The organism is Paracoccus sp. (in: a-proteobacteria), from assembly GCF_039808215.1.
Taxonomy (GTDB): Bacteria; Pseudomonadota; Alphaproteobacteria; order Rhodobacterales; family Rhodobacteraceae; genus Paracoccus.
In genome coordinates this window covers 1-26758 of sequence record NZ_JBDHSP010000044.1, presented here as the reverse complement: position 1 = coordinate 26758, position 26758 = coordinate 1, and the positions used below count along the sequence as shown (strand labels likewise).

28 protein-coding genes and 1 pseudogene are annotated in these 26758 nt (G+C 66.4%); 23 read left to right on the top strand and 6 right to left on the bottom strand.

Annotated elements, in window-relative coordinates; genetic code table 11:
* Positions 1–116: 116 nt before the first annotated feature.
* The 3 genes from WMK75_RS13325 to WMK75_RS13315 form a co-directional block, all read right to left on the bottom strand.
* Entirely contained in the window at positions 117–392 is a 276-nt protein-coding gene (locus tag WMK75_RS13325; protein WP_347268145.1) for a type II toxin-antitoxin system Phd/YefM family antitoxin, read from the bottom strand.
* 136 nt (positions 393–528) lie between these two features.
* Positions 529–1098, bottom strand: a complete 570-nt coding sequence (locus WMK75_RS13320) for a DUF3489 domain-containing protein (RefSeq protein WP_347268144.1) — start codon at positions 1096–1098, stop codon at positions 529–531.
* Entirely contained in the window at positions 1095–1337 is a 243-nt protein-coding gene (locus WMK75_RS13315) for a hypothetical protein (RefSeq protein WP_347268143.1), read from the bottom strand. Before WMK75_RS13315 ends, WMK75_RS13320 begins: the two co-directional genes overlap by 4 nt.
* A gap of 147 nt (positions 1338–1484) precedes the next feature.
* On the opposite strand from WMK75_RS13315, the gene WMK75_RS13310 reads away from it, so the two are divergent.
* The 9 genes and pseudogenes from WMK75_RS13310 to WMK75_RS13270 all read left to right on the top strand — a co-directional run bounded on the left by WMK75_RS13310 (position 1485) and on the right by WMK75_RS13270 (position 9607).
* On the top strand, positions 1485–2090 hold the full coding sequence (locus tag WMK75_RS13310) for an elements of external origin (protein ID WP_347268142.1): 606 nt from the start codon (positions 1485–1487) through the stop codon (positions 2088–2090).
* A pseudogene (locus WMK75_RS13305) lies at positions 2077–3888 on the top strand (phage terminase large subunit family protein); the annotation flags it as partial. The gene WMK75_RS13310 and the pseudogene WMK75_RS13305, both read left to right, overlap by 14 nt.
* A gap of 178 nt (positions 3889–4066) precedes the next feature.
* Positions 4067–4273, top strand: coding sequence for a hypothetical protein (locus WMK75_RS13300; RefSeq protein WP_347268141.1), 207 nt, complete (start codon positions 4067–4069; stop codon positions 4271–4273).
* Complete coding sequence (locus WMK75_RS13295) at positions 4273–5796, top strand: phage portal protein (RefSeq protein WP_347268140.1); 1524 nt, start codon at positions 4273–4275, stop codon at positions 5794–5796. Before WMK75_RS13300 ends, WMK75_RS13295 begins: the two co-directional genes overlap by 1 nt.
* Positions 5797–5807: 11 nt before the next feature.
* Complete coding sequence (locus WMK75_RS13290) at positions 5808–7844, top strand: prohead protease/major capsid protein fusion protein (RefSeq protein ID WP_347268139.1); 2037 nt, start codon at positions 5808–5810, stop codon at positions 7842–7844.
* Positions 7845–7909: 65 nt separating this feature from the next.
* Positions 7910–8251 carry a DUF2190 family protein gene (locus tag WMK75_RS13285; protein WP_347268138.1) on the top strand — a complete coding sequence of 114 codons (342 nt, stop codon included), beginning with the start codon at positions 7910–7912 and terminating at the stop codon, positions 8249–8251.
* A complete protein-coding gene (locus WMK75_RS13280) occupies positions 8248–8562 on the top strand; it encodes a hypothetical protein (protein ID WP_347268137.1) in 315 nt (104 codons plus the stop codon). The genes WMK75_RS13285 and WMK75_RS13280 overlap by 4 nt, the downstream gene beginning before the upstream one ends.
* The gene (locus WMK75_RS13275; protein WP_347268136.1) at positions 8559–9182 is read left to right on the top strand and encodes a DUF6441 family protein; all 624 of its coding nucleotides are present in this window, start codon (positions 8559–8561) and stop codon (positions 9180–9182) included. Before WMK75_RS13280 ends, WMK75_RS13275 begins: the two co-directional genes overlap by 4 nt.
* Entirely contained in the window at positions 9179–9607 is a 429-nt protein-coding gene (locus WMK75_RS13270) for an acyl-CoA transferase (protein ID WP_347268135.1), read from the top strand. Before WMK75_RS13275 ends, WMK75_RS13270 begins: the two co-directional genes overlap by 4 nt.
* A 74-nt stretch (positions 9608–9681) precedes the next feature.
* Here the strand turns inward: WMK75_RS13270 and WMK75_RS13265 are convergent, their stop codons facing one another.
* Positions 9682–10098 carry a thermonuclease family protein gene (locus WMK75_RS13265; RefSeq protein ID WP_347268134.1) on the bottom strand — a complete coding sequence of 139 codons (417 nt, stop codon included), beginning with the start codon at positions 10096–10098 and terminating at the stop codon, positions 9682–9684.
* A gap of 75 nt (positions 10099–10173) precedes the next feature.
* On the opposite strand from WMK75_RS13265, the gene WMK75_RS13260 reads away from it, so the two are divergent.
* From WMK75_RS13260 to WMK75_RS13240, 5 genes are all read left to right on the top strand, one after another.
* Positions 10174–11118: a phage tail tube protein gene (locus tag WMK75_RS13260; RefSeq protein ID WP_347268133.1), complete on the top strand. Its 945-nt coding sequence runs from the start codon at positions 10174–10176 to the stop codon at positions 11116–11118.
* A gap of 2 nt (positions 11119–11120) precedes the next feature.
* The gene (locus WMK75_RS13255) at positions 11121–11558 is read left to right on the top strand and encodes a hypothetical protein (protein ID WP_347268132.1); all 438 of its coding nucleotides are present in this window, start codon (positions 11121–11123) and stop codon (positions 11556–11558) included.
* 98 nt (positions 11559–11656) lie between these two features.
* Positions 11657–11794, top strand: coding sequence for a hypothetical protein (locus WMK75_RS13250; protein WP_347268131.1), 138 nt, complete (start codon positions 11657–11659; stop codon positions 11792–11794).
* Positions 11784–14195 (top strand): tape measure protein, encoded by a 2412-nt coding sequence (locus WMK75_RS13245; protein WP_347268130.1) that lies wholly within the window; start codon positions 11784–11786, stop codon positions 14193–14195. The genes WMK75_RS13250 and WMK75_RS13245 overlap by 11 nt, the downstream gene beginning before the upstream one ends.
* On the top strand, positions 14195–14821 hold the full coding sequence (locus WMK75_RS13240; protein ID WP_347268129.1) for a DUF2460 domain-containing protein: 627 nt from the start codon (positions 14195–14197) through the stop codon (positions 14819–14821). Before WMK75_RS13245 ends, WMK75_RS13240 begins: the two co-directional genes overlap by 1 nt.
* A 2-nt stretch (positions 14822–14823) precedes the next feature.
* On the opposite strand, the gene WMK75_RS13235 is transcribed toward WMK75_RS13240, so the two are convergent.
* Together WMK75_RS13235 and WMK75_RS13230 are read right to left on the bottom strand one after the other, a co-directional pair.
* On the bottom strand, positions 14824–15339 hold the full coding sequence (locus WMK75_RS13235; protein ID WP_347268128.1) for a GNAT family N-acetyltransferase: 516 nt from the start codon (positions 15337–15339) through the stop codon (positions 14824–14826).
* On the bottom strand, positions 15336–15629 hold the full coding sequence (locus tag WMK75_RS13230; protein ID WP_347268127.1) for a DUF1778 domain-containing protein: 294 nt from the start codon (positions 15627–15629) through the stop codon (positions 15336–15338). The genes WMK75_RS13235 and WMK75_RS13230 overlap by 4 nt, the downstream gene beginning before the upstream one ends.
* A 79-nt stretch (positions 15630–15708) precedes the next feature.
* On the opposite strand from WMK75_RS13230, the gene WMK75_RS13225 reads away from it, so the two are divergent.
* The 9 genes from WMK75_RS13225 to WMK75_RS13185 form a co-directional block, all read left to right on the top strand.
* On the top strand, positions 15709–16593 hold the full coding sequence (locus WMK75_RS13225) for a DUF2163 domain-containing protein (RefSeq protein WP_347268126.1): 885 nt from the start codon (positions 15709–15711) through the stop codon (positions 16591–16593).
* Positions 16590–17033 (top strand): NlpC/P60 family protein, encoded by a 444-nt coding sequence (locus WMK75_RS13220; RefSeq protein WP_347268125.1) that lies wholly within the window; start codon positions 16590–16592, stop codon positions 17031–17033. Before WMK75_RS13225 ends, WMK75_RS13220 begins: the two co-directional genes overlap by 4 nt.
* 3 nt (positions 17034–17036) lie before the next feature.
* Positions 17037–20987: a glycoside hydrolase TIM-barrel-like domain-containing protein gene (locus WMK75_RS13215; RefSeq protein WP_347268124.1), complete on the top strand. Its 3951-nt coding sequence runs from the start codon at positions 17037–17039 to the stop codon at positions 20985–20987.
* A 13-nt stretch (positions 20988–21000) separates the two neighbouring features.
* Positions 21001–21744, top strand: a complete 744-nt coding sequence (locus WMK75_RS13210; protein ID WP_347268123.1) for a DUF2793 domain-containing protein — start codon at positions 21001–21003, stop codon at positions 21742–21744.
* A 1-nt stretch (position 21745) separates the two neighbouring features.
* Complete coding sequence (locus tag WMK75_RS13205; RefSeq protein WP_347268122.1) at positions 21746–21982, top strand: hypothetical protein; 237 nt, start codon at positions 21746–21748, stop codon at positions 21980–21982.
* 64 nt (positions 21983–22046) lie between these two features.
* Positions 22047–22715, top strand: a complete 669-nt coding sequence (locus tag WMK75_RS13200; protein ID WP_347268121.1) for a D-Ala-D-Ala carboxypeptidase family metallohydrolase — start codon at positions 22047–22049, stop codon at positions 22713–22715.
* A complete protein-coding gene (locus WMK75_RS13195) occupies positions 22712–22951 on the top strand; it encodes a hypothetical protein (protein WP_347268120.1) in 240 nt (79 codons plus the stop codon). Before WMK75_RS13200 ends, WMK75_RS13195 begins: the two co-directional genes overlap by 4 nt.
* 583 nt (positions 22952–23534) lie before the next feature.
* Positions 23535–25316, top strand: coding sequence for an AAA family ATPase (locus tag WMK75_RS13190; RefSeq protein ID WP_347268119.1), 1782 nt, complete (start codon positions 23535–23537; stop codon positions 25314–25316).
* Positions 25309–26758 (top strand): ATP-dependent helicase (locus tag WMK75_RS13185; RefSeq protein ID WP_347268118.1); only part of this gene is annotated, 1450 nt, incomplete at its 3' end. The genes WMK75_RS13190 and WMK75_RS13185, both read left to right, overlap by 8 nt.

The window sequence follows — 26758 nt, the reverse complement described above, 5'->3', positions numbered from 1 at the left end:
ACCCTCACGTTGTGGCAAATCCGCAATTTCGTGACAGCAATATCAATCGCTTATCAGTTTTGCTGTCGAACTTGGGTAACCCGCTTGCGGCGTGACGATCACAGGAAGCGAGGGCTTCATTTCCTCTCGGCAAGCTGGTCAAAGAAATGCCCGGCCTCGACGCCCTCGCCGGCCTTGGCCTGTGCCAACCCCTTGCGGATCCCGGCCACCGCCTCGGCATGGTCGAGCTGGTCCTGCATTTCCTGCCAGACAGCGGCGTCCATCACCACCACCGATGGCTTGCCATTGACGGTTAGGATCTGCGGCTGCCCGGTCTCTTTCATGCGCGCAATCATACGCGCCGAGTCGCGCTTGAACTCGGTCAGTGGGCTGATGTCTCGGGTGATATCCATGGCCGGCCTCGCATCACGCATCGAAATCAGTGCGAATATAGTGTTTCTTTCGATGTGCGTCGAGATGCCCGTGTGGACCGATGCCGGGGATGGCGGCAAATTCGGCGCCCGGCAGGCGGATGAAGGCTATCATCGCTCACCCCTCCGCAGTGATGCGATAGACCATCCCGCGCCCGTCAACCTTCTCGGCGGCAACGGTGAGCCCCAACCGCCTCTTCAGCACGCCCGAGATAGCGCCCCGAATGGTGTGATCCAGCCAGCTGGTCGCAGCGGAAATTTCGGCGGTACTGGCGCCCTCGGGCCGCTGCAACAGCGCGATCAGCGCCGCCTGCTTGGTGCCGCTGCGCATCGCAGGCAGGCAGATCTTTGCGGCAGTGGCCCTCGCCTTGGCCGCCTCCCGCGTCATGTGACGGCGGCTTGCGAGCGCGTTTGCCTCTGCCTCCGAGAGCCTGATGCCGATGGCGGCAAGGCCTTCCGCGGTGGCGATCAGCGTGGTTTCAGAACCATCGTCAACTCGGCGCCAGAGCGGTTCGCCGCTGCCGAGATCGGCATCGACCTCTTCGATGAAGCCTTTGGCCAGCAGCGTCTGCAGCACGCGATCGGCAATGTTGCCGCGCAAATTGTCGGGCAGCGGCAGGATAAGCTTGCCCGGCCGCGTCACCGCACGCCGCAGCAGGAAGGTCTGGGTGGGGCTCGGCCGGGTCACTCTGCATGCTCCCCTTCGCGGAAGGCGCTATCGGTGATCTGGCGCAAGAGGCTCGCGTAATGCGCAAGCGTGCCGACATGGCCCCAGGTCACCTCATCGGGGCTGGCGTTGAAATGGTCAGCGCTCAGCGCGGCGAGGCGGGCGAGCATGGCGTCGATCTCGGCCTTCTTGTCGATGAAGGCTGCCAATGCGGCCTCATGGTTGCGGCGGGCTTTTTCGGCGCGGGTGATGGCGGTCATGGCGTGGGCTCCGGGGTCTGAATTGCATCGTTTTGGTGCCATCAGAATCGCTCAATCGGGACGGATATCGTAGTGTAATCGCAGCAATATCATTGCTTTATGTAATCAGCCCGGGCACTCGGGCGAGAATGGAAAGGACTGGGCCGCATGGGAATGTCGCGTCGGCAATATGCGGCCTATCGCGGCGTCAGCCACACGGCGGTGGGCAAGGCCATCGCGTCGGGGCGCATCATCCCTGAGCCCGATGGCAGCATCGACCCGGTAAAAGCCGACCGGCAATGGGACGCGCAGACCGATCCCGCCAGACAGCGCGGCATGCAGGCGCGCGCGCAAGGGGCCGCGACCGCCGCCGGCACCGCACGGGCCACGGCCGCGACCCGGCCGGTGCCGCGGGCGGCCATCGAATCGGTGGGCGAGACCCTGCGCGAGGCCGGCGCCGATCCCGATCCCGGCGCCGGTGGCGAGATCTCATTTCTGCGTGCGCGCATGGCCAATGAGGTGCTGAAGGCCCAGACCGCCAAGGTCAAGCTCGCCAAGATGAAGGGCGAGCTGGTGGACCGCGCGCGCACAACGACGCTGGTCTTCGACCTGGCCCGGCGCGAACGCGATGCCTGGCAGGGCTGGCCGGCGCGAGTGGCGGCGAACATGGCCGCCGATCTCGGCATCGATGCCCATCAGATGGAGCAGGTCCTGGACAAATACCTGCGCAAGCACCTGGCCGAACTGGCGGAGGTCAAGATTGAGCTTCGCTGATTTCGACGGCGCCGAGGATATCCGCAACGCTTGGCTGTCCGGGCTCGCCCCTGACCCGGCGCTGACGGTGTCGCAATGGTCGGATCGCCACCGCATCCTGTCCTCGCGCGCCGCCTCCGAGGCCGGGCCCTACCGCACCGCGCGCACGCCCTTCATGCGCGGGATCATGGATGCGCTTTCGCCCGGCGATCCAGCGCGGCGCGTTGTGTTCATGAAGGCCGCACAGGTCGGCGCGACCGAAGGCGGCAATAACTGGATCGGCTTTTGCATGCATCAGGCGCCGGGGCCGTTCCTCGCCGTGCAGCCCACGGTCGATCTGGCCAAACGCCTGTCGCAGCAGCGCATCGACCCGCTGATCGAGGAAAGCCCGGAGCTGCGCGAGCTGGTCATGCCCTCGCGCTCGCGCGACAGCGGCAACACCATCCTCGGCAAGCGCTTTCCGGGCGGGCAGCTGATCCTGACCGGCGCCAACAGCGCCGTGGGCCTGCGCTCGATGCCGGCGCGCTGGGTGTTTCTTGATGAGGTCGATGCCTATCCGGGCGATCTCGACGGCGAGGGCGACCCCATCGCGCTGGCGGAAGCGCGCACCATCAGCTTCGGGCATCGCGCCAAGGTGTTTCTGGCCTCGACGCCAACCATCAAGGGGCTGTCGCGGATCGAACGGGAATATGAGTTGAGCGACCAGCGCCGCTATCACCTGCCCTGCCCGCATTGCGGCGCCTTGCAATGGCTCGAGTTCGAACGGCTGCGCTGGCAGAAAGGCCGGCCCGAGACCGTGGCCTATCTTTGCGCGCATTGCGATGCCCCGATCGCCGAGCGTCACAAGACCTGGATGATGGATGAGGCAAATGGCGCCTGCTGGAGGGCCACCGCCGATGACGAGACCCGCGCGCGGGCCGAGGCGGCAGGCGTGGTCGGGTTTCACATCTCGGGGCTTTATTCGCCGCTGGGCTGGCTCAGCTGGGAGACCATCGCGCGGGATTGGGAGGCCGCACAGGGCAATGACGCCACGCTGAAGACGCTGAAGAACACCGTGCTCGGCGAGACCTGGCAGGAGAAGGGCGAAGCGCCCGACTGGCAGCGCCTCTATGAGCGGCGCGAGGACCGGCCGCTCGGCCGCGTGCCCGATGGTGCACTGGTGCTGACCGCCGGTGTCGACGTCCAGCGCGCCGGCCGCATCGAGATCGACGTCTGGGGCTGGGGCCGCGGGCTGCGCTCATGGCTCATCGACCATGTCGTTCTTGAGGGCGATGTGGCGCGGCCCGAGGTCTGGGCCGAGCTGACCGCGTTTCTCGGCACCACCTGGCCGCATGAGGGCGGCGCGCGGATGGCGCTGGCGCGGCTGGCGATCGACACCGGCGACGGCATGACCACGGATGCGGTCTATTCCTGGGTGCGCTCGACCGGGCGCGGTCAGGTCATTGCGATCAAGGGCGTCGGCGGCTTTGATCGCGCCAGCCCGGTCGATGGCCCGACCTATGTCGAGACCACCGAGGCCGGGCGCCGGCTGCGGCGCGGGGTGCAGCTCTGGAAAGTCGCAGGCGCGGTCTTCAAATCCGAGACCTACCGCTTCCTGCGCCTCAATGCACCGACCGAGGAGGATCTGGCGCAAGGCGGCGCCTGGCCGGCAGGCTTCGTCCATATCCCGCGCGGCACCACCGCCGAATGGCTCAAGCAGCTGACCGCCGAGCAGCTGATGACCATCAAGACCCGGCAGGGGTTTCAGAAGCTGGAATGGCAGCAGACGCGCGAGCGCAATGAAGCCCTGGACTGCCGGGTCTATGCCCGCGCCGCCGCCTGACTGATGGGCATCGACCGCTGGGACGAGACCCGCTGGGAGGGCTTGGAGGAACAGATCAACATGGGCCGCAAGGACAGCGCAGAACCAGCGGGTCTGCCGAACCGGCCACCATCCACCCAACCGCCCAAGCGCCAGAACAGCTGGCTCGGGCCTCGCAACAGGAACTGGCGCTGACATGGCAGGATTTTCGCAAGCGCAGCTGGAGGCGATCCGGCTGGCCTATGCTTCTGGCGTCACCCGCGTCAGCTATGACGGCAAGGTGACCGAATACCGCTCGCTCGCCGAGATGCGCCAGATCATCGCCACCATCGAGGCCGATCTGGCCGCAGGGGCCGGGCGCCGGCCGCCCGTTGCCGGGCTGGCAACCTTCCGGAGGTCGTGATGGCGAAACCGCCCCCTGCCCCGGTCCGGTTCGGCCTCATCGACCGGGCCGTCGCGGCATTCTCGCCCGAGACGGCGCTGCGCCGGCTCTCAGCCCGCGAGGCCATCGCCCGCAAACGTGGCTATGACGCCGCAGAGAAAGGCCGCGGCACTGCCGGCTGGCGCGCCGGCGGCTCCTCTGCGGATAGCGAGATCGCGCTGGCCGGGCCGCTCTTGCGCCACCGCATGCGCGATCTGGTGCGCAACAACCCGATGGCCGCACAAGCCGTGCAGGTGCTGGTCAACAATATCGTCGGCTACGGCATCCGCCCGCGCGCATTCACCGGCGATGAGGCGCTCGATGCCCGCGTCGACGCGCTCTGGATGCGCTGGTCGCGGGTCTGCGACCGCCACGGCCATACCAATTTCGACGGGCTTCTCGGGCTCGCTGTGCGCGAGATGATCGAGGGCGGCGAGGTTTTCGCCATCGCCCGGCCGACCCCGATGCGCAGCGGCGATCTGGTGCCGCTGCAGATCGAATTGCGCGAGGCCGATCACCTCGACGCGGCCAAGCTCGACAGTCGCGCCGATGGCATGCGCATCGATCAGGGCATCGAATATGACCGCCACGGGCGGCGCGCGGCCTATTGGATGTTCCCCGACCATCCCGGCGGCACCAGCCACGTCTTCGCGCGCCGGCTTGAGTCGGAGCGCATCCCGGCCGCCCGGGTCGCGCATCTCTATGAGCGTCAGCGCCTGCAGTCGCGCGGCGTGCCCTGGGGCGCACCGGCGATGCGTCATATCCGCGATCTCGACGACTGGCAGCGGGCGGAACTGGAACGCAAGAAGCTCGAGGCCTGCGTGGTCGGCATCGTCTTCGGCGCCGAGGAAGGCGATCAGGGCATCGCGCCCTCGGTCCTCGATGCCGATGGCCAGCGCGTCGAGCAATTCGAGCCGGGGCTGATCGCCTATGCGAGGAACGGCAAGGATATCAAGTTCAACCAGCCGGTCTCCACCGGCGGGATTTCCGAATGGCTGCGCGGCCAGCAGCATCTGATCGCCTCGGGCTTTCGCATCCCCTATGCGCTGATGACCGGCGATCTCAGCCAGGCCAATTTCTCCTCGACCCGCGCCGGGTTGAACGAATTCCGGCGTATGGTCGAGCAGATCCAGTGGCAGACGGTGATCCCAATGTTTTGCGAGCGCATCTGGGGCTGGTTCGTGGCCTATGCCCAGGACGCGGGCCTGCTGCCGCGCGAGGTGGAGATCATCGCCCAATGGGGCACGCCACGCTTTGAGAGCGTGAACCCGCTCCAGGACGCGCAGGCCGATCTGCTCGAGGTGCGCGCGGGCTTCTCGACCGTCGAGCAGCAGATCGCCCGGCGCGGCTATGACCCGGACGAGCTGATCGCCGAGACCGCCGGTTTCAACAAGAAGGCCGATGCCGCTGGCCTCGTCTTTGATTCCGACCCGCGCAAGGTCACCAAGGCCGGGCTCGTGCAGAGCAGCGACCCGCGCACACCGGCCGGCCACGACGACAACTGACGGAGTTCATCATGGATGAAGAAACCATCGACCTGCCCCTGATCGGGCGGGGGGCGACGCTATGCGCGGTCGATGAGGCCAGGCGCAGCTTCGAGGTGCTGTGGACGACCGGCGCGCAGGTGCGCCGCTATTCCTGGGCGCGCGACGAGGAATTCGATGAGGAGCTGCTGGTCTCGCCCCATGCCATGCGGCTCGGGCGGCTGAACGGCGGCGCCCCCTTCCTGAATGCGCATTCCGCCCGCGATCTGCGCGACATCCTCGGCGTGGTCGAGGAAGGCTCGATCCGCATCGAGGACGGCCATGGCTATGCCCGCATCCGGCTTTCAGAACGCGACGGCGTCGAGGACATCTGGCGCGACATCAAGGCCGGGATCATCCGCAATGTCTCAGTCGGCTACCGCGTCCACAAAATGGAACGCGTGGCCAAGGCCGATCGCACCGATGGCGGCACCCGCGCCCTCTATCGCGCCGTCGATTGGGAACCGATGGAAATCTCGGCGGTGCCGATCCCCGCCGATCCCGGCGCCGGGATCCGCGCCGAATACGGCGCTCCCGATCATCGTCACCCCTGCGTCTTCATGCGGCGCAACACCCCTGCCGCCAATGCGGCTTCTGGAAAGGACAGGACCATGCCTGACAGCACCATTGCGGCGGCCAGCGATGAGGCCCGCGCCGCGTCGCCGGCCCCGGCCCCCGCTTCCACCCCGGCGCCCGCCGCCGCGCCGGTGATCGACGCCGAGGCCATCCGCGCCGAGGAACGCGCGCGCTCGGCCGAGATCGGCACCATCTGCGCTCGTCACGGCTTGGACGCTTCGTTCCGCGATCAGCTGATCCGCGACGGCGTCTCGCTCGACCGGGCGCGCGCCATGATCCTCGAGCGTCTGGTCGAGAATGACCCGGCCGGCCGCACCCCCGAGCCGGCGCCTGCACAGGCGCGCGGTGACGGGCTGCGCGAGGCGCAATACCGCGATGCCGTCTCCGCCGCGCTCCTGCACCGCGCCGATCCCGGCCAGCACCAGATGACGGCAGACGCCCGCGAATTCCGCGGGCTCTCGCTTTTGGAAATGGCCCGCCATGTGCTTGAGCAGGGCGGCATCAGCACCCGCGGCATGTCGAAGATGGAACTGGCCGGTAGCGCCTTCACCAGCCGCGCCGGCGCTGGCTATCATTCGACCAGCGACTTCCCGGCCATCCTCGCCAATGTCGCGAACAAGACCCTGCGCGCGGGCTATGACGCGGCGCCGCGCAGTTTCCCGGCCTGGGCAAGGCGCAGCACCATCACCGATTTCAGGCCGGTGACCCGGGTGCAGCTCGGCGGCGCGCCCGATCTCGAAAAGGTGCTGGAATCGGGCGAGTTTCAATATGGCACCATCGGCGAGGCCAAGGAGGTCTATGCGCTGGCCACCTATGGCCGGGTGATCTCCATCACCCGGCAAGCGCTGATCAATGACGATCTCGACGCCTTCACCCGCATCCCGGCGAGCTTTGGCACCCGCGCCGCCGATCTCGAATCCGACATCGTCTATGCGATCCTGATGCAGAACCCCGCGATGGGCGACGGCACGGCGCTGTTTCATGCAGGCCATGGCAATCTTGCCGGCAGCGCGAGCGTGATCAACGAGGGGGCACTCTCGGCGGCCTGGCGCGCCTTCGCCGAGCAGACCGGGCTTGAGGGGCGCAAGATCTCGATCCTGCCCTCTTTCATTCTGGTGCCGCCCGGGCCCCGCGCGCTTGAGGCGCGAAAGCAGATCACCGCCACCACGCCGGCGAGCACCGCCGAGGTCAACACCTTCGCTGGCCGCTTGCAGGTGATCGAGGAGCCGCGCCTGATCCCTGAGGCCGGGCAAGATCCATGGTTCCTTGCTGCCAGCCCGGCGCGCATCGACACGATCGAATATGCCTATCTCGACGGCCAGGAGGGCGTCTTCACCGAGACCCGCATGGGTTTCGAGGTCGACGGCATGGAGATCAAGGCCCGCCACGATTTCGCCGCCAAGGCCATCGACTGGCGCGGGCTCTACAAGAATGCCGGCGCCGCGCCGGTCTGATCCGACCTGCGACCGGCCGCCAACCCGGCCGGCCGCCCCTTCAATTCCACAGCAAGGTGAGAGCCATGAAAAACTTCGTCGCGGTGGGCAATATGCTCACCATCACCGCCAGCGCGGATATCGCCTCCGGCGCCGGTGTCCTCGCCGGCGCGATCTTCGGTGTCGCCACCACCGCCATCGCCAATGGCGCGCAGGGCGAGATCAGCCTGACCGGAGTCTACGACCTGCCGAAAGCCGCGAGCCAGGCCTGGACGGTCGGCGCAAAGGTCTATTGGGACGACACCGCCAAGACCTGCACTACGACGGTCGGCTCCAACAAGCTGATCGGCATCGCCGTCTTGGCGACCGGCGGCACCGCCAGCGAAACCATCGGCCGGGTGCGGCTGAACGGCGCGGCGCTCGGATGACCGCCTTCGCCACCGCGCTCGCCATGATTTTCGCCGATCCGCATATGGCCGTGGATGCGGAATGGTTGCCGGGCGGGGCATCGCCCGGCACCATGATCCGCGCGGTCCGCAAGGCCCCCGATCAGCTCACCAACTACGGTGAGGCGCGGCTCTGGTCCGAGACCTTGCAAATCGACGTCTTGGTGGCCGCGGTGCCGAAGCCGGTGAGCGGCGACCGGATCGTCATTGCCGGTGAGGTCTTCGAGGTTCAGGGCGAACCGCTGCGCGACCGGGAACGGCTGCTCTGGACGCTCGCTCTGGTGCCGGTATGAAGCTGAGCGCCAGCGTCAGTGATATCGCGGCCTTGATGGCAGCAGAGGTCAAGGCCGGCGAGAAAGCCGTCACCTTCGCGATCAAGGATGCCGGGCTGCAGCTCAAAGCGGCCTGGCGCGCGCAGATCATCAACGCCGGCCTCGGCGATCGGCTGGCCAAGACCATCCGCTCGGAACTCTATCCGAAACACAAGGACAGCCTGAACGCGGCCTCGATGGTCTGGACCCGCGCCCCGGTGATCATCGGCGCGCATGATGATGGCGCCGTGATCCGCCGCCAGTCCGGGTTCTTCCTGGCCATCCCGACCGAGGCGGCGGGAAAGGCCCGCAGCGGCAAACGCCCGACACCTGGCGAATGGGAGAGCCGCACCGGCCTGAAGCTTCGGTTCATCTATCGCCGCCCTGGCCCCAGCCTGCTGATCGCCGAGGCGCGGCTGAACAGCCAAGGCCGCGCCGCGGTATCGCGCTCCAAAACCGGGCGCGGGGTCGCATCGGTGCCGATCTTTCTGCTGCTGCCGCAGGTCAGCTTGCGCAAGCGCCTCGATCTCGCCGCGCCAGCGCAATCCACGCTCAACGCCCTACCCGGCAAGATTGCCTCGACATGGGGTCGCATGACATGACGACGAAACGCGAAACCGTATTGGCTGCCCTCTTCTCGCTCCTGCAAAGAATGGGCGGCGGTGCCAGCGTGCTGCGCAACGAGGTTTTGCCCGAACGGATCCCGGAACATGGCCTCGTGATCCTGCGCGACGGTCAGCCCGGCGAGCCGGAGGTGACGCTCTCGCCCCTCACCTATCACTGGCAGCACCGCGTCGAGATCGAGATCCTGGTCCGCGGCAAATCCGATCTCGACCTGGCCTTCGACAGGCTGGTGATGCAGATCGGGCTTGCGCTCGCCTCCGACCCGACGCTGGGCGGGCTTTGCGACTGGATCGAGGCCGATGCGCCGGCACCCGCCGCCCTCGCGGTCGATGGCGCCACCCCAATCCGGGCGGCGGTCCTGACCCTGACCCTGCATTACGCGAGCACCGACCCGCTCGCCTAACCCACCGACATGCCGCGACCGGCGCGAATCCGGTGCGGATCAAGCCGGTGCTGCAATGCGGCCGCGCTTTATCTTCAGCAGGTGCCGTAATGGTTGCGCGAGAAGCGGCAATATTCGGTGGCAACACCCATGCCGATCATCTCGGCGGCAATATCGCGACCATCGGGCAAAAAGCACTGGCCGACATAGCGACCGTAGCGATCGAGGTCACGCACCTGGCAGCGCAGGGTCTTGCCGGTGATGAGTCCGCGCATCGCCGCTGTGGCAGCCGATCCACCGCTATCGCTCCTCTCCGGCGCATCGAGGCCCCAGACCCGGATCCGGCGGGACTCGCCGCTGAGCGTGAAAGTATCGCCGTCGAGAACCTTGCTGACCTTCCCCTCAAGCGCGGCCGGTTGAGCCGCTTCGACACCAGACGAGGGCACCAAGGCAGTCAGCGCCACGAAGACGGCAAGGACAGGCAGGATACGGCACAGGCGCAGGGTCATCATCCGCGGATGATGCCCGAGGAGCGCATCCTGACGCAAGGCGCGAAACTCTGACAGTTCATTGGAAAGGAAAAAGGAATGGCACGCGCACAAGGCGCGCGGTCGCAGCTTGCGGTCGCCTTCGAGACTGTCTACGGCACCACCCCGCTCACGGGTTTCACCCGCATGCCTTATGCCAGCTCGACGCTGAGCGCCGAGCAGCCGCTGCTCAGCTCTGAACTGCTCGGCTATGGCCGCGATCCGCTGGCCCCAATCAAGGACGCGATCACCGCAGATGGTGGGGTGACCATCCCGATCGACGCCGAGGCCTTCGGCATCTGGCTGAAAGCTGCCTTCGGAGCGCCGATCACCACCGGCACCGGGCCTGGTCCCTATACGCATGAGTTCCGATCCGGCGCTTGGACCCTGCCCTCCCTGTCGATCGAAACCGCGCTGCCCGAGATCCCGCGCTATGCGATGTATCGCGGCGTCATGGTCGATCAACTGTCCTGGACCATGCAGCGCTCCGGGCTGCTGAGCGCCAGCGCCAAGCTGGTCGCCCAAGGCGAAACCGTCAGCGCGACGTCGCAGGCCGGCACGCCTGCGGAGATCGCGCTCACCCGCTTTGGCCATTTCAATGGCGCGATCAAGCGCGACGGCGTCGCGCTCGGCCATGTGATTTCCGCGCAGGTCACCTATGCCAACAACCTCGACCGCATCGAGACCATCCGCGCCGATGGCATGATCGACGGCGCTGACCCTGGCCTTGCCGCGCTGACCGGCGCGATCGAGGTCCGCTTTGCCGACAGCACGCTGGTCAACCAGGCGATGGCCGGCACGCCCTGCGAGTTGGAGTTCGCCTGGTCCCTCTCCTCCGGTGAAAGCCTGACCTTCACCGCGCATGCGGTCTATCTGCCGCGCCCGCGCATCGAGATCTCCGGCCCACAGGGCATCCAGGCCAGCTTCGACTGGCAGGCCGCAAAATCCAGCAGCCTGGCCCGCATGTGCACCGCCACCCTGATCAACAACATTGAGAGCATCTGACCATGATCCGCCTGAACCTTTCCACCGAGCCACGCTGGGTCGATCTGCTGCCGGGGCTGCGCTTGCAGATCACGCCGGTCACCACCGCGATCATGGCCTCGGCCCGCGCTGATACCGCGCTCGATCACTTGGACGAGCATGCGCCCAAGGAGGTGCTGGCCGTGGCCATGGCCAAGGCGGTCGCGCGCCGGGTCGTGATCGCCTGGGAAGGCGTCGGCGATGATGCGGGCGACGCGCTCATTCTCTCGCCCGCGGGCATCGATGCGCTTCTCGACATCTGGCCGGTGTTTGAGGCGTTCCAGGAACGCGTCCTCGGCCCGTATCTGATGCTGGATGCGGAAAAAAACGTCTCCGCGCCCTCGCTGAATGGCAGTTCGGCGGGGGCGAGCGATATTGCGAAGCCTGCCCGTCGCGCTGCCCGGACTGCCCGGCCCGCCTGAACTGGCCGGTCTCGGCAGAGGGCGCGCAGGTCTGGGATCTGACTGGGCGGCTCGGCGGTCAACTGCGCGCCATCCCCGGCTCGGTTCTCGGCTGGGACATGAATGCCGCGCTCGCACTTGGCCGCGCCTTGGGCATCCCGGCTCTGGCCATCGCTGAACTGCTGCCGGTGATCGAGGCCGAGATGGTGCGCAAGACAAACGAACAGATCGCGGGGAGCGCGCAGAATGGCGACTAAGAAGGTTGCGGTCCGTCTGGTGGCCGAGAACGGCCGGCAGGTCCGGGCCGAGCTGGAAGGCGTCGGCAATGCCGGCGCGGAAAGCTTCAAGCGCATGTCGCGTGAGGTCGACACTGCCGGCATCATGCTCAAGCGTCTCGCCGGTATCGCCGCCGGCGCGCTCTCAATCCGCCAGCTGGTGCAATATGCCGATACCTGGACGGATCTGCGCTCGCGCGTCGATCTCGCCACCGGCAGCCAGGAGAAGGGCGCGCTGGTGATGGAACGTCTCGCCTCCATGGCGCGGCGCACCTATTCGGGGATCGAGCAGACGACGGAAAGCTGGCTCGCCAATGCCACCGCCCTGCGCGAACTCGGGCTTTCCACCGCCGAAAGCCTGGATTTTACCGAAGCGCTGAACAACGCCATGGTGGTCTCGGGCGCCAAGGCGGAACGCGCGGCCTCGGTTCAGAACGCGCTTTCCAAGGCCATGGCCACGGGCAAACTGTCGGGCGACAACCTCAACACCGTGATCGAGACCGGCGGGCGGGTCGCGCAATTGCTGGCGGCGGAACTTGGCACCACCGTTTCCGGCCTGCGGCAGATGGGGGCGCAGGGCGCGATCACCGGCGAGGTGGTCCGCAGCGCGTTGGTCGGCAATCTGGAGCTGCTGCGCAATGAAGCCGACGCGATGCCGGCCACCATCACCGATGCCTTCACGTTGATCGGCAATGCCGCGCTGCAACTCGTGGGCAGCTGGGACCAGCTGACGGGCGCGTCCTCGAGCGTGGCCTCGGTGCTCATCATGGTCGCGGACAATATCGAACGCCTCGCCGCGATCACACTGGCCTTCGCAGGCTTCATGGCGGGGCGCTGGGTCACCGCCTTCGTCGCCGCGCGCATTACCACCTTCACGCTTGTCGGCGCTCTCACCGCGCTGCGCGCCGCCCTGATCCGCACCGGCGTCGGCGCGCTGATCGTCGCCGCCGGCGAGCTGATCTATCAGTTTTCCAAGCTGGCGGGATCGGTCGGCGGCATCGGCACCGCCTTCAAACTGCTCTGGGGTGTGGCCAAGGAAAGCGGCCAGCGCATCGGCATGGCGTTTCAGGCGGCGTTCTCGCTCATGGCGGCGGGATGGGAAGGCTACAAGGCCGTGGTCTTCACGGTCCTCGACGCGGTTGTAACCGGCACGACCAAGGCCGCAGACCGATATGTGGCCATCTATGCCGGCGCGTTCGAAGCCGTCAAAGCGGTCTGGGGCAAGCTGCCGGATGCCATCGGCGATTTTGCGTTTCAGGCGGCGAACGGGTTGATCGCCGGGGTGGAGGCGATGCTGAACGGCGTCGTCTCCCGCATCAACCTCTTCATACGCGGCATCAACGCCGCTCTCGCCATGCTGCCGGAATGGGCAGTTGGCGCGGGCGGCGTGCAGATCGGGACGCTGGACCCGCTCTCACTCGGTCGCATCGACAACCCCTTCGCCGGGGCAGCGTCAGATGCGGGATCCGCAGCCGCCGAAGCCTTCGCCGCGGCTTGGGAGCGGACCTATATCGAAACCCCGGATCTGTTTGGCGATCTCGCCGAGCAGGCGGCAGGCGCGGCAGCTGCGCATCTCGATACTGCACAGGCACTGGCGACGGCAGCGGCCGCACCGCTGGAGAGCTGGCAGGCCCTGACCGACGCGGTCGCCGCCGGCAGCAAGGACGGCGCGAATGCCCTTGATGATGTCGCCGCCTCCGGGGACCGGGTTGGCGCTGCGCTCGACAAGGCAGGCGGAGCGGCGGGTCGCGCCGGCGCGGCCGGGAAAAAGGCCGGCAAGGACTCCAAAGACGGCGCAAAAGAGGCCAAGACCGGTTGGGACGCGGTGGCCTCATCGCTCACTGATTACGCCACCAAGGCCAAGGACATCGGCCAGGATATGGGCAGCGTGCTGGTGAACGCGTTTCAGTCGGCCGAAAACGCCGTGGGCGAGTTCGTGAAGTCCGGCAAGATGGAGTTTCGTGATCTGGTGACATCGCTGATCGCCGATTTCGCCAAGCTGGGCGCGCGGCGCTTCCTGCTCGGCCCGCTGGCGGGCGTGCTCTCCGGCGCTCTCGGCAATCTCGGCGGCGGGGTCATGGCCAATATCCTCCACTCCGGCGGCATGGTCGGCGGTGCCGCCCCCGCCCGCATGGTTCCTGCCGGCGCATTTGCGGGGGCCGCGCGCCTGCACAATGGCGGCTGGGCAGGTCTGCGCTCGGATGAGGTTCCCGCCATCCTGCAAAAGGGCGAGCGGGTGCTGTCGCGCCGCGAGGTCGCAACAGGCAGCGGCGGCGTCACCATCAATATTCAGACGCGCGATGCCGAAAGCTTCCGGCAATCACGCGCCCAGATCGCCGCCGATATCGCCCGCGCGGTGTCGTTCGGCCGCAGGAGCATGTGATGGCGTTTCACGAGGTCCGGTTTCCGGACGATATCAGCCGCGGTGCCCGCGGCGGGCCGGAACGGCGCACGCAGGTGGTCGAACTGGCCTCCGGCGAGGAGGAAAGGAACGCCAGCTGGGCCAATTCGCGCCGGCGCTATGACGTCTCCTATGGCGTCCGTCGCGCCGATGATCTGGCGGCGGTCGTAGCCTTCTTCGAGGCGCGGGGCGGCCGGCTGCATGGTTTCCGCTTCAAGGATTGGTCGGATTACAAATCCTGCGCGCCCTCCGGCACGCCCGCGCCCGTGGATCAGCAGATCGGCAGCGGCGACGGCACAGCGACCGCCTTTCCGCTGGTGAAGCGATATCTGTCCGGGGCGCAATCCTGGACGCGCGCGATCACCAAGCCGGTCGCCGGCACGGTCAGGGTCGCGCTGAACGGTGTCGAGCAGCTTTCCGGCTGGTCGGTCGACACGGCGACCGGGATCGTGAGCTTCGAAGCCGCGCCCATCGCCGGCGTGGTCATTCGGGCTGGATTCGCGTTCGACGTGCCGGTGCGGTTTGATTCCGATGCGCTGGACGTCACCCTCGACATCGAGCGGCTCGGCTCGATCACCTCCATCCCGCTCCTGGAGATCCGGCGGTGACTTCAAGCCTCGCCGATCAGCGCCCCGACGTCCTTGATCCGCAGGAACAGCGTCATTGGCTCCACCGCCGCCTCGGCGAACCCTGCCTCGACATAGAAAGCCTTCGCACGATCGTTCAGGGCGTGGACCAGAATGGCCGCGATGCCGACCTCATGCGCCGCCGCCGCAATCCGCAGCACCGCATCGCGTAAAAGGGCGCGGCCGAGACCATTGCCTTGTTCGGACGCATCCACCGCCAGCCGGCCCAGCACGATGACCGGGATCGGATCGGGCATGTTCTGCCTGAGCTTGCGTGGTGCCAGATCGTGGCTGACCGATCCGGCCGCCAGCGCATAGAAGCCGACGACCTTCTGGCCCCGGCACAGCACATAGCTGCGCGATGCACCCGATGCCTGATTGGTGCGCGCCTTGCGCTTCAGCCAGCCATCGAGCGTAGGCGCCCCTGACGAGAAGGTATCGATCAGATGATCATCATGCAGCGGCTCCGGTGCGCGCAAGGGCGCCTCGCCCGGCGTCATTTTTCCCATGGCGCGGGCTTGGCCAGCAGCTTGCGCAAGCGCTCGTTCGGCGCAGGCGGCGCGTCGAGCTGCGCTATGAAGGCGCCGAACTGCGCGGCATCCAGCCGGAATGCGGTGCGATCCAGCAGCGCATCCTCGGCCGCCTGCCGGCTGGCCTCAGTCATGAATTCCGAGCGGTTCTTTCCGAGCACGGCCGCGGCACGGTCAATCAGATCGCGGTCACGCGGGGTGACGCGAAGATTGATCAGCGAACGACGCTGGGGGCCCTCATTCGATGTCACGGCGACCATGGCACGCACTCCTGCAATGAACTGAGCCTGAATGTAAAGACATAGGCTTTACATTTCAACCTTTGACCAGAGACAAAGCATGAAATCCCTCTCCCCTGCCCTGCAAGCCCATCTCGACAGCGGCACCACCACCCTGGCCTGGTGCTGGAAGATCACCCGTGCCGATGGCGTGAGCTTCGGCTTCACTGACCATGACCGGGCGCTCGCCTTCGCTGGCATCGAGTTTGAGCCGGAAAGTGGCTTTACCGCCTCCGAGATCCGCAGCGGTTCCGACCTCGCGGTCGATGCGCAGGATGCCGAGGGCGTGCTGTCCTCAGACCGGATCACCGAGACCGATATTCTCGATGGACGCTGGGACAATGCGCTGGTCGAGGTCTGGCGGGTGAACTGGCAGGCCCCCGGCCAGCGGGTTCTGATCCGGCGCGGCGCTATCGGCGAGATGCGGCGCGGGCGCATCGCCTTCCTGGCCGAGCTGCGCAGCATGGCGCATATCCTCGATCAGACGGTCGGCCGGGTGTTTCAGGGCAGCTGCGATGCGGCCTTGGGTGATGGGCGCTGCCGCGTCGATCTGGACGCCGCCGCCTTCAAGGGCAGCGGCACCGTGCTCGATCGGCGCCGCGATCGCGCGTTCACCGCATCCGGCCTCAGTGGCTTCGCCAGCGGCTGGTTCTCGTTTGGATTGATCCAATGGAGCTCCGGTCCGAACGAAGGCCGGCAAGCCGAGGTGATGCTGCATGAACTTGCCGCCGGCGTGGCCAGCATCACGCTGCTGGAGGCGCCGGTGCGGGTGATCAGCACCGGCGACAGGTTCAGCATCCGCGCCGGCTGCGACAAGCGCGCCGAGACCTGCGCATCCCGGTTCAGCAATATCGCCAATTTTCGCGGTTTCCCGCATATCCCCGGCCAGGACGCGGTGATCCGCTATGCGAGCCAGGATGGCGGCCATAAAGGGGCAGTGCTGTGATCCCGGCCGATCCTCAGCGCGTGGTGGCGGCGGCGCGCGCCTGGCTCGGCACGCCCTATCACGACCAGACCAGTGTGAAGGGCGTTGGCTGCGATTGCCTTGGCCTCGCGCGCGGCGTTTGGCGCGAGGTCGTCGGCTCGGAAACCCTGCCGGTGCCGCCCTATAGCCGCGATTGGGGCGAGATCGGACCGCACGAGGTCCTGGCCGAGAGTGCAGCCTCAGTAATGATCCGCATTGCCCCCGAAGCGGCCGGCGCCGGGGCGGCGGTGCTGTTTCGCATGCGCCCTTCGGCCATCGTCAAACATATCGGCATCCTCACCGGCGAGGGCAGCTTCATCCATTCCTATGAGCGCCTCGGGGTGGTCGAGGAACCGCTGACGACCGCTTGGCGGCGGCGCATTGCCTTCGCCTTCCTATTCCCGCGCAAGAAACGGACCTGATCCATGGCCACAATCGTTCTCGGTGCGGTCGGCACCGCCATCGGCGCCGGCTTCGGTGGCACGATCCTCGGGCTATCGGGCGCCGCCATCGGCGGCATGATCGGCTCCGGCATCGGCTCCATGGTCGACAGCTGGATCGTCTCCTCGCTGATACCCGGCCAGCGCATCGAGGGCGCGCGCATGGACAGTTTGCGCGTCACCTCGGCCACCGAAGGCGTGGTGATCCCGCGGGTTTACGGACGCATGCGCATCGGCGGCAATATCATCTGGGCGACGGATTTCCGCGAGGAGGTGAACAGCCACCGTCAGGGCGGCGGCAAGGGTGGCGGGCCAAAGGTCACCACCACCGAATATCTTTATTACGCCTCTTTCGCGGTGGCTTTGTGCGAAGGCCCGATCACTGGCATCGGCCGCATCTGGGCGGATGGCAAACCGCTCGACAGCTCTGCGATCACCATGCGCTGGTATCCGGGCGACGAGGCGCAGGCCGCCGACCCGTTCATCGCGGCGAAGATGGGGAGCGCCCGGACCCCGGCCTATCGCGGCACGGCTTACGTGATGTTCGAGGAACTGCCGCTCAGCGATTTCGGCAACCGCCTGCCGCAGCTGTCCTTCGAGGTCTTCCGTCCGCTCGACGATGCCGACACCGCCGAAGGTCTGGTCGAGGCGGTCACCATCATCCCGGCCTCGGGCGAATTCGCCTATGACACCGAGATCGTACGCAAACCCGAGGGTGGCGCCAGCGCGGCCGAGAATATGAACGCCATGGCCGAGACCCCCGACATGCTGGTCTCGCTCGACCGGCTTGAGGCGATGGTGCCCTCGGTCAAAAGCGCCTCGTTGGTGGTCTCGTGGTTCGGCGACGATCTGCGCGCGGGCCAATGCACGATTCGGCCCAAGGTCGAGATGGCCCAGAAGAACACCAGCCCGGCATGGGAGGTGAACGGCGTGACCCGTGCGCAAGCGCTGGTGGTCAGCCAGGACGATCAGGGCCGCCCGGTCTATGGCGGCACGCCGGCGGATCTCTCGGTCGTGCAGGCAATCCGTGAAATGAAGGCGCGCGGGCTGAAGGTCACCTTCTATCCCTTCCTGATGATGGACATCCCCAAAGGCAACGCCCTGCCCGATCCCTATAGTGACAATGCCGCGGGCATCGGCCAGCCGGTGCTGCCATGGCGCGGAAGGATCACCTGCGCTCCTGCGGCCGGATTTGCCGGCAGCGTGGACAAGACCGCGAGCGCCGCCGCACAGGTCGCCGCCTTCTTCGGCAACGCCCAGCCCTCGGATTTTGCGGTCAGCGGCGAGACCGTCACCTGGACGGGCGGTGCCGATTGGGGCTTCCGCCGCATGATCCTGCATTATGCCCATCTCTGCGCAGCGGCGGGCGGGGTGGACGCCTTTCTGATCGGCTCGGAGATGCGCGGGCTGACGCAGGTCAGGTCCGGGGCCGCGACCTATCCGGCGGTGCAGCAGTTGCAGTCGCTGGCCGCCGCCGTGCGCGCCATCCTCGGGCCGGGCACGAAGATCAGCTATGCCGCCGATTGGTCAGAGTATTTTGGCCACCATCCTGCGGACGGCTCGGGCGACGTGTTCTTCCATCTCGACCCGCTCTGGGCGGACGCGAATGTCGATTGCGTCGGCATCGACAATTACATGCCGCTTTCCGACTGGCGCGACGGCTGGGATCATCTCGACGCGCTGGCCTGGCCCGGGGTCCATGACCGCGCCTACCTGCAAAGCAATATCGCCGGCGGCGAGGGATTTGACTGGTTCTACGCCAGCGACGTCGATCGTGCGCACCAGACCCGCACGCCGATCAGTGACGGCGCCGGCAAGCCTTGGGTGTTTCGCTATAAGGATCTGCATGGCTGGTGGTCGAACCCGCATTTCGACCGGCCGGGTGGGGTTGAGAGCACGACGCCGACACCGTGGCAGCCGCAATCGAAGCCGATCCGCTTCACCGAGCTTGGCTGCCCGGCCGTGGATCGCGGCACCAACCAGCCCAATGTGTTTCACGACCCGAAATCCTCGGAGAGCTTCTTTCCCTATTTCTCGCGCGGCTGGCGCGACGATGCCATCCAGCGCGCCTATCTCGAGGCGACCTGGCTCTACTGGCACGCGCCGGCCAACAACCCGGTCTCAAGCCGCTACGGCGCGGCGATGGTCGATATCGGCAACAGCGCCGCCTGGACCTGGGACGCGCGCCCCTATCCATTCTTCCCCGAACTTTCTGATCTCTGGTCGGATGGCGGCAATTGGCGGCTGGGTCACTGGCTGACCGGACGGCTGGGCGCGGTGTCACTCGCCGCTCTGGTGCGCCACCTCTGCCTGCGCGCCGGGATGCGCCCGGATTGGATCGACAGCTCCGGCCTGACCGGCGCCGCTGATGGCTATGTCATCTCGGCACTGGAGAGCCCACGCACTTCGATCACCATGCTGGCGCGGCATTTCGGCTTTGACGCGGTCGAGAGCGAAGGCATGATCCGTTTCCTCATGCGCGGCCGCGCTCCGGTCGCGACCATTGCCCCGGACAACATGATAAGCGCCGGATCCGGCGAGGTGATGGAGCTGACCCGCGGGCAAGAGACCGAACTGCCGCAATCCCTGAAATGGCAGGTGGCGCGCGCCGATGAGGATTATGACGCGATCACCGTCGAAGCCCGTCGGATCACCGTCGACGCGACCCGCGTCAGCTCGGATAGTTTTGCGGTGGCGGTCCCGCCCGAGGAGGCCGACCGCCGCTGCCGGCGTGCGCTGATGGAAGCCTGGATCGGGCGCGAGAGTGCCAGCTTCCGCCTGCCGCCTTCGCAACTGGCGCTGGATCCGGGCGATGTCATCGCGCTCAACCATGACGGTCGCCTGGTCGATTATCGCATCCTCACCACCGCGGACGCGGAAGCGCGCAGCCTCACCGCCATCCGCCAGGACCGGGGCGCCTATGACCTGCCGCCCGGCACGCCCCGACCCGCATCGCTGACGCAGCCGGTTGTATTCGGCGCCCCCGATGTGGCTTTCCTCGACCTGCCGCAGCTGAGCGAGACGCAGGTCGCGCACCATCCGCTGGTAGCGGCGCAGGCAACCCCTTGGCCCGGTACGATGGCGGTCTATCGCAGCCCAGAGGCCTCGGGCTTTGAGCTGCTGACCAGTTTCAGCACCCGCGCGCGCATGGGCGTGCTGACGGCCGATCTCTATTCCGGCCCGGTCTCGCGTTTCGATCATGGCAACTCGGTTTACGTCGATATGAGGAGCGGCACGCTTGAGAGTGTCACCGATCTGCGCCTGTTTCGCGGCGCGAACAGCATTGCCATCGCGCAGCCGGGCGGCGGCTGGGAGATCCTGCAATTTGGCAATGCCGACCTCACCGGACCCGGTCAGTATCGCCTCTCGCGCCTGCTGCGCGGCCAGCGCGGGACCGAGGGCGACATGGCCCCCATGGTGCCGGCCGGCGCGCGCGTGGTGGTGCTCGACGCCATGCTGGCTCCGCTCGCCGTCACGGAGGCAGAGCTTGGCCTGCCATGGAATTGGCGCATCGGTCCGGCCAGCCGCCCGGTCAACGACGCGAGCTTCGCCGCCCTGACCTTCACCCCGCGCGGCATCGGTTTGCGCCCGTTCGCGCCCGTCCATGTCGAACAGCCCTGGCGACATGCCCGCGAGCCTGGCGATCTGACCATTCGCTGGAAACGGCGCGATCGCGCGATCGCGGCCGACAGCTGGAATACGACCGAAGTGCCGATATCCGAGGCCGGCGAGGTTTGGCAGGTCGAGATCCTCAACGGCGCAGCTGTCAAGCGGGTCTTGACCGCAGCGAGTACCTCAGCCCTCTACACCGCCGCGCAGCAGATCGCCGATTGGGGCGCGCCGCTCCGCCCCGGCGACAGCCTGCGCATCCGCATTGCCCAGATCGGGCAGGCCTTCGGCCCCGGCGCGGCCACCACCACCACACTCTGGTTCTGATCAGGAGAGACCCATGTCCGAGACCACAGCGCATCTGGCGCTGCCCTACCTCATGGCCGCACAGGCGCAAAAGCACGTCACCATGAACGAGGCCCTGCGTCTGCTCGACGGCATCGTCCAACTGGCCGTCCTTGACCGCAACCTGACCACACCGCCCACCAGTCCCGCCGAGGGCGATCGCTACATCCCGGCATCTGGCGCGACCGGCGCCTGGACCGGCTGGGCCGGCAGCATCGCCTATTGGATCGACGGCGCCTGGATGCGCATCCTGCCCGCGCCGGGCTGGATGGCCTGGATCGAGGACGAGGCGCAGATGCTGGTCCGGACCGGCAGCAGCTGGCTGCCCGTGATCGATGCCATGGGCTTCATCGCTCAGGCCGCAGCCGTTGCGGTGGCGCGCGAGGCGCATGGCGCCAGCACCGGCATGGCAGTGCGCGAGGAAACCATCGCGGGGCTGTCCGGCGCCTCGGTCGACAGCACCATCAAGATCCCGAACCGCGCCATCGTGCTTGGCGTCTCCGCACGCACTGCCACCGCCGTGCTGGGCGCCAGCTCCTATAACTGCGGCATCGCCGGCGAGCCCTCGAAGTTCGGCGGCGCACTGGGTGTGGCCGCGGGCAGCAGCAATATCGGCGTCATCGGCCCTACCGCCTTCTATGCCGACACGCCGGTGCGGCTGACCGCCAATGGCGGCAGCTTCACCGGCGGCGCAGTGCGCATCGCGATCCATTACCTGACCTGCGGGGCACCGGGCTGACATGGACACCATCCGCGAATGGTGGGGCGCGATCATGGCCGCAACCGGGCTCGGCATCTGGCTCATCCGACTCGAAGGCGCGACCAAGACCGCCCTGCGCGAAGTCGAGCGCCTGGAAAAGCAGCTCGAGGCCGACCGCCAGGCGATCTCCGAGACCCGCAAGGAACAGAACGAGATGCTGCGCGAGATGCGCGCCGACATCAAACGCCTGCTCGAGCGCAGCAGCACCCACGACTGACCGCCCCCGACCAGACCACCCACCCGCCCCGCCATTGCGCGGGGTTTTTCATTTGGAGAAGGCCATGACCTATTATCAGAGCTGGAAGAACCTGCCGGACCGCCTGTGGCGCTGGCCCGACTTCTCGCCGGCCGAGATTGCCTGCCGCGGCACCGGCAAGCTGCTCGTCAACGAGGACGCACTCGATCTGCTGCAAGCGCTGCGCCGCGCGCTGGGGCGGCCGATGATCGTCAACTCCGGCTATCGCAGCCCCGAACACAACAAGCGCGTCGGCGGTGCCCCGAAATCGATGCATCTCGAAGGCCGGGCTTTCGACATCTCCATGGCCAATCACGACCCGGCCGAGTTCATCAAGGCGGCCAAGGCCGCGGGTTTCACCGGCTTTGGCACCTATCCGCGCTCGGGCTTTGTCCATATCGACACCGGCCCGGTCCGCAGCTGGGGCGAGCCCTTCCCGGCCCGCGCTTCGCGCTTTGCCCCCGACACCGCGCCAGCCCGCGAGCATCTGGCCGACAGCCGCAGCCTCAAGGGCAGCGGCGCGGCCGGTGTCGGCACCATCGGTGCGGCCGGCGTCGAGGTCGCGCAGCAGGCACTGGCCGAGGCGCAGGACGTGGTGCAGCCGCTGCTGCCGTATCTCGACGCACTCCGCTGGCTGTTCATCGCCCTGGCGCTGGCCGGCATCGCCGTGACCGTCTACGCCCGGATCGATGACTGGCAACGGGGGCAGCGATGATCCGCGCCCTTGCCGCACTGAGGCGGCGGGCACTGCCTTGGCTGGTTCTCGCCGCCGCCATCCTCCTGTTCATCCTCGGCGCGCGCCGCAGCGGCGAGAAGGCCGGACGCGCAGCCGAACGTTTCCATGCAAGGGAAAGAAACGATGCCATCCACCGCCAGATGCTCGATGCCGCCAGTCGCCGCCCTCATGATCGTAACGCTCTGGCTCAGCGGCTGCGCCAGGATCGGTTCTGACCACGCGACATGCCCGCCCGTGGTGGTATACAGCCCCGCCGACCGGGCCCGTGCGGCGACTGAGGTCGAGGCAATGCCAGAAGGGACGGTGGTGGTGCGGATGATGAGCGACTATGCCGTCCTGCGCGATCAGGCGCGCGCCTGCCGGTGAAATCCGGACCGGGCAAAAGCCTTGCGGGAAGCACGCAACGCCTCGACCATAGCGCCATACCCAGCCCGGTTCACAGATTCGCGGCTTCAAAAGGCGGAAGGGATTCGCTGCGCGAGGATTTTCGTACGGGAAGCCCCGGCCTGTCCCGCAAGGAAATTGACACAACTGTTCACATTACGCAGCGCATCAGCAACTGCATGTCTTCTGGTGTTGAGTGTCATAAAGGGCGGCGAGCGGTCTGCAGTGCGGCACAACGCCCGCAGCATGACTCGAAATGCGATCATTTATGCGCACCGCAGCCAGTAAAGCCCCGAGCCTCATGCGACGGGCGACTCTACACTCGCGGCGAACGCATGCACCGTTGACTTAGCCGCTGCTTCTACGAAATTAGTGTCAACGGGCTATCCATGACAGGCTGCAGAAAGGAAACTTGTGCGTCTGACTAAGTTGAGTATTCGTAATTTCCGTAATTTTAAGGCGGTCGATATCCCGCTGGCGGGGAACGTTGTCCTCCTAGGCGAGAATCGCGTCGGAAAGAGCAATCTTTTGTTTGCCGTCCGTCTTGTCCTCGATGCGACGCTTCCAGACGCCGCACGCCAGCTCAAGCTCACCGACTTCTGGGATGGCTGCGATCTCACCACCAATCCGGCGATAGAAGTGCATCTCGACTTCGCCGCTTTCGACGATGACGACGCGCTGGTTGCGTTGCTGACTGACTTTCGCACCGCAGCCGACCCGACCGTCGCCCGCTTGAGCTATGTCTATCGGAAGAAGGCGGATGTCGCGGGCATACCACAATCGAGCGAGGACTGCGAGTTTCTCGTCTATGGCGGCGGAGACGAAGCCCGCGCCGTACAACCGCGCGTGCGCCGTCGGATCGCGATCGATCTGCTCGACGCCTTGCGCGACGCCGAGGGTCAGCTGGGATCGTGGCGTGCGTCGCCGCTCAGGCCGTTGCTCGAGGATGCAGTCGCCGCCGTCAACCGCGCGGATCTCGACGCCGTCGCGAGCGATCTTGAAACCGCGACCCGGAAACTAGAGGCCTTCCCATCGCTTCAGGCACTTGAGGCATCACTGCGCTCAGGCATTCTCGATCTCGCCGGTACCGCGCATGACATCGACGCACGGCTCCGCTTCGCACCCGCAGATCCGCTACGTCTGTTTCGCGCGATCGCGATGTATATCGATGGTGGCAAGCGGACATTGTCCGAGGCCAGCCTCGGTTCGGCCAATGTCGCACTTATTGCTATGAAGCTTGCCGAGTTCGCGTGGCGCCGTGCAAAGAACGAGCGCAACTATTCACTGCTGAGCATTGAGGAACCGGAAGCGCACCTCCATCCACAGTTGCAGCGGGCCGTGTTCGACAAGCTCTTCAACGCGGGCGATCCGACCCAGGCGCTGATCGTCACCAGCCATTCGCCGACTCTAGCAGCCGTCGCGCCGCTTCGCTCTATCGTTCAACTGCGCGGGCAGGCTGGCGCCACCCTAGCCTATTCGCTTGCTGAGCTGCCGGTCACATCTGACGAGCTCGACGATATCGAGCGCTATCTGACTGCGACTCGCTCGGAGCTCCTGTTTGCGCGCGGTGTGCTCTTCGTCGAGGGTGACGCTGAAGAGGCCTTGGTCCCGGTCTTCGCAGATGCGCTCGGCCAAAATCTTGACCGGCTTGGCATCACCGTTTGCAATGTCGCCGGCGTCAATTTCAGTCCCTATGTTAAGCTCGCAGCCAGCCTTGGGCTCCCATTCGCCGTCATCACTGACTGGGATCCGCTCGAGGGAACCAAGTTGCCACTTGGCCTCAGCCGCGTGCTCGACATCCACGACGACGTCTGTTCCATTGCTGGTCAGCCAAAGATGACCTCGGGCGACCGGGGCCATTGGGAAAAGTCTGATTTCGTAGCTTTCAGCGCGGCTTGGGCAAAGGCCGGCTATTTTCTCAACGACCAGACCTTCGAGGTCGCGGTGGCTGCAACGCCCGACCTGCAGACCACTTTGCTCGAGATCCTCGATGAGCAGGGGTTCGGGAGGACTCGTACAAATCGGATAGCCGCGTGGCGGGCGGGAACTCCGGTCGACCCCACCCATCTGCTTGCCATGGTCGCCGATATCGGCAAAGGGCGCCTCGGCGCCAAACTCGCGAAGAAAACACCGCTCGGGCTTGCCCCGCCGCCCTATATTGCCGCCGCCATCGCCTTCGTCGCCGACCGTGTCTAATCAACGAGCACTAGCCGAGGCTCTGGCCGAGCTCGACCGTAATCCCGAACAAAGCATCGCGGTTCGCGAGCGTGGGCACTGCGTTGTGCTGGCAGGCCCAGGAAGCGGCAAGACCAAAACGCTCACCACCGCGATGGCGCGAGCACTCGTCGAAGACGTGGTCGATCCGCGCGGGGTCGCCTGTATTACCTATAACAATGAGTGCGCGATTGAGCTTGAGACCCGGCTCGCTCGCTTCGGCATCCAAACGAGCGAGCGCAGCTTCATCGGCACCGTCCACAGCTTCACGCTCACCCAGGTGATCATGCCCTATGCGCGCTGCATTCCGGGGCTGCTCCCGGCCGAGTTTCGCTTGGCTAACACGACCGAGCGGCGCACAGCGGTCGAGACGGCCTATCGTGCAGTGTTCGGCGACGATCAGTTCAATCCACACGAGCGCTGGGGTTTCGCCGAGGAGAAGCGGCGGCGCGATATCGATCGGACGCTCCCGGCCTGGCGCGCCAACAACCCCGAGCTCGCATCCTTCATCGAAGCCTACGAGGTCGACCTGCGCCGCCGTGGCCTCATTGACTTCGACGACATGCCGCTCATTGCCTTTCGCATGATCCAATCACATCGTTGGATTCGCGAAGCGCTGCGCGCGCGCTTCCCGATCCTCTTCGTTGACGAGTATCAGGATCTCGGTCACGCGCTCCATGAGCTGGTCCTGCTGCTCTGCTTCGAGGGCGGCATGCGGCTGTTCGCAGTGGGCGACGCCGACCAGTCGATCTATGGCTTCACCGGCGCCAACCCCGAACTGCTGCAGAGCCTGCTCGTGCGACCGGGTGTTCGCGAGGTGCGACTCCGCTTCAACTATCGCTCGGGGGCAAAAATTATTCGCGCCTCGCTTGGAGCCTTGGGCGAGGAGCGCGACTATCGCGGACTCGATGATACGCCCGAGGGCGATCTCGCCTTCTGGACGGTCAAAGGCGGGCATGACACCCAAGCAGGCGCGATCGCGGCCAGCATCCTCCCAAAATTACTTGAGCGCCACCCTCATGAAGAAGTCGGGATCCTCTATCGCGCCGCTTGGCTCGGCGACAAGATCGCCACTGCGCTAGACGAGAAAGCCATCCCCTATGTTCGGACCGACGGGAACGCGCTCATCAAACGCAGCTCGCGCCTCGCGCGCTTCGTCGAGAACTGCGCTGCCTGGGTAGCCGGCGGCTGGCGCGAGGCAGACCCACCCTATGCGCGGCTGCTCGGCCAAGCACTCGCTCTAGTGTTCGGTGGCCGCACGAGCGACGTCGAAGAGCAGGCCGTCTCCAGTCAGCTCATCGCCTTCCTGCACAGAAGTGTCGGCGCCGGGGAGAGCGCACACGCTTGGCTCCAGCGCTTTTCGCACGAGCTGATAGCACCTTGGCGCGGGGTCACGCGCAACCCACAGCAGGAGTGGGAGGTGC

Bases quoted from the DNA above. Each gene is read 5' to 3' on its own strand.
- WMK75_RS13300 (WP_347268141.1), top strand. From the start codon at position 4,067: ATGGCAGGATTTTCGCAAGCGCAGCTGGAGGCGATCCGGCTGGCCTAT.
- WMK75_RS13250 (WP_347268131.1), top strand. From the start codon at position 11,657: ATGAATGCCGCGCTCGCACTTGGCCGCGCCTTGGGCATCCCGGCTCTG.
- WMK75_RS13265 (WP_347268134.1), bottom strand. From the start codon at position 10,098: ATGATGACCCTGCGCCTGTGCCGTATCCTGCCTGTCCTTGCCGTCTTC.
- WMK75_RS13210 (WP_347268123.1), top strand. From the start codon at position 21,001: ATGTCCGAGACCACAGCGCATCTGGCGCTGCCCTACCTCATGGCCGCA.
- WMK75_RS13290 (WP_347268139.1), top strand. From the start codon at position 5,808: ATGGATGAAGAAACCATCGACCTGCCCCTGATCGGGCGGGGGGCGACG.
- WMK75_RS13200 (WP_347268121.1), top strand. From the start codon at position 22,047: ATGACCTATTATCAGAGCTGGAAGAACCTGCCGGACCGCCTGTGGCGC.
- WMK75_RS13285 (WP_347268138.1), top strand. From the start codon at position 7,910: ATGAAAAACTTCGTCGCGGTGGGCAATATGCTCACCATCACCGCCAGC.
- WMK75_RS13270 (WP_347268135.1), top strand. From the start codon at position 9,179: ATGACGACGAAACGCGAAACCGTATTGGCTGCCCTCTTCTCGCTCCTG.
- WMK75_RS13195 (WP_347268120.1), top strand. From the start codon at position 22,712: ATGATCCGCGCCCTTGCCGCACTGAGGCGGCGGGCACTGCCTTGGCTG.
- WMK75_RS13325 (WP_347268145.1), bottom strand. From the start codon at position 392: ATGGATATCACCCGAGACATCAGCCCACTGACCGAGTTCAAGCGCGAC.
- WMK75_RS13275 (WP_347268136.1), top strand. From the start codon at position 8,559: ATGAAGCTGAGCGCCAGCGTCAGTGATATCGCGGCCTTGATGGCAGCA.
- WMK75_RS13205 (WP_347268122.1), top strand. From the start codon at position 21,746: ATGGACACCATCCGCGAATGGTGGGGCGCGATCATGGCCGCAACCGGG.
- WMK75_RS13295 (WP_347268140.1), top strand. From the start codon at position 4,273: ATGGCGAAACCGCCCCCTGCCCCGGTCCGGTTCGGCCTCATCGACCGG.
- WMK75_RS13310 (WP_347268142.1), top strand. From the start codon at position 1,485: ATGGGAATGTCGCGTCGGCAATATGCGGCCTATCGCGGCGTCAGCCAC.
- WMK75_RS13230 (WP_347268127.1), bottom strand. From the start codon at position 15,629: ATGGTCGCCGTGACATCGAATGAGGGCCCCCAGCGTCGTTCGCTGATC.
- WMK75_RS13315 (WP_347268143.1), bottom strand. From the start codon at position 1,337: ATGACCGCCATCACCCGCGCCGAAAAAGCCCGCCGCAACCATGAGGCC.
- WMK75_RS13235 (WP_347268128.1), bottom strand. From the start codon at position 15,339: ATGACGCCGGGCGAGGCGCCCTTGCGCGCACCGGAGCCGCTGCATGAT.
- WMK75_RS13260 (WP_347268133.1), top strand. From the start codon at position 10,174: ATGGCACGCGCACAAGGCGCGCGGTCGCAGCTTGCGGTCGCCTTCGAG.
- WMK75_RS13255 (WP_347268132.1), top strand. From the start codon at position 11,121: ATGATCCGCCTGAACCTTTCCACCGAGCCACGCTGGGTCGATCTGCTG.
- WMK75_RS13240 (WP_347268129.1), top strand. From the start codon at position 14,195: ATGGCGTTTCACGAGGTCCGGTTTCCGGACGATATCAGCCGCGGTGCC.
- WMK75_RS13245 (WP_347268130.1), top strand. From the start codon at position 11,784: ATGGCGACTAAGAAGGTTGCGGTCCGTCTGGTGGCCGAGAACGGCCGG.
- WMK75_RS13225 (WP_347268126.1), top strand. From the start codon at position 15,709: ATGAAATCCCTCTCCCCTGCCCTGCAAGCCCATCTCGACAGCGGCACC.
- WMK75_RS13280 (WP_347268137.1), top strand. From the start codon at position 8,248: ATGACCGCCTTCGCCACCGCGCTCGCCATGATTTTCGCCGATCCGCAT.
- WMK75_RS13215 (WP_347268124.1), top strand. From the start codon at position 17,037: ATGGCCACAATCGTTCTCGGTGCGGTCGGCACCGCCATCGGCGCCGGC.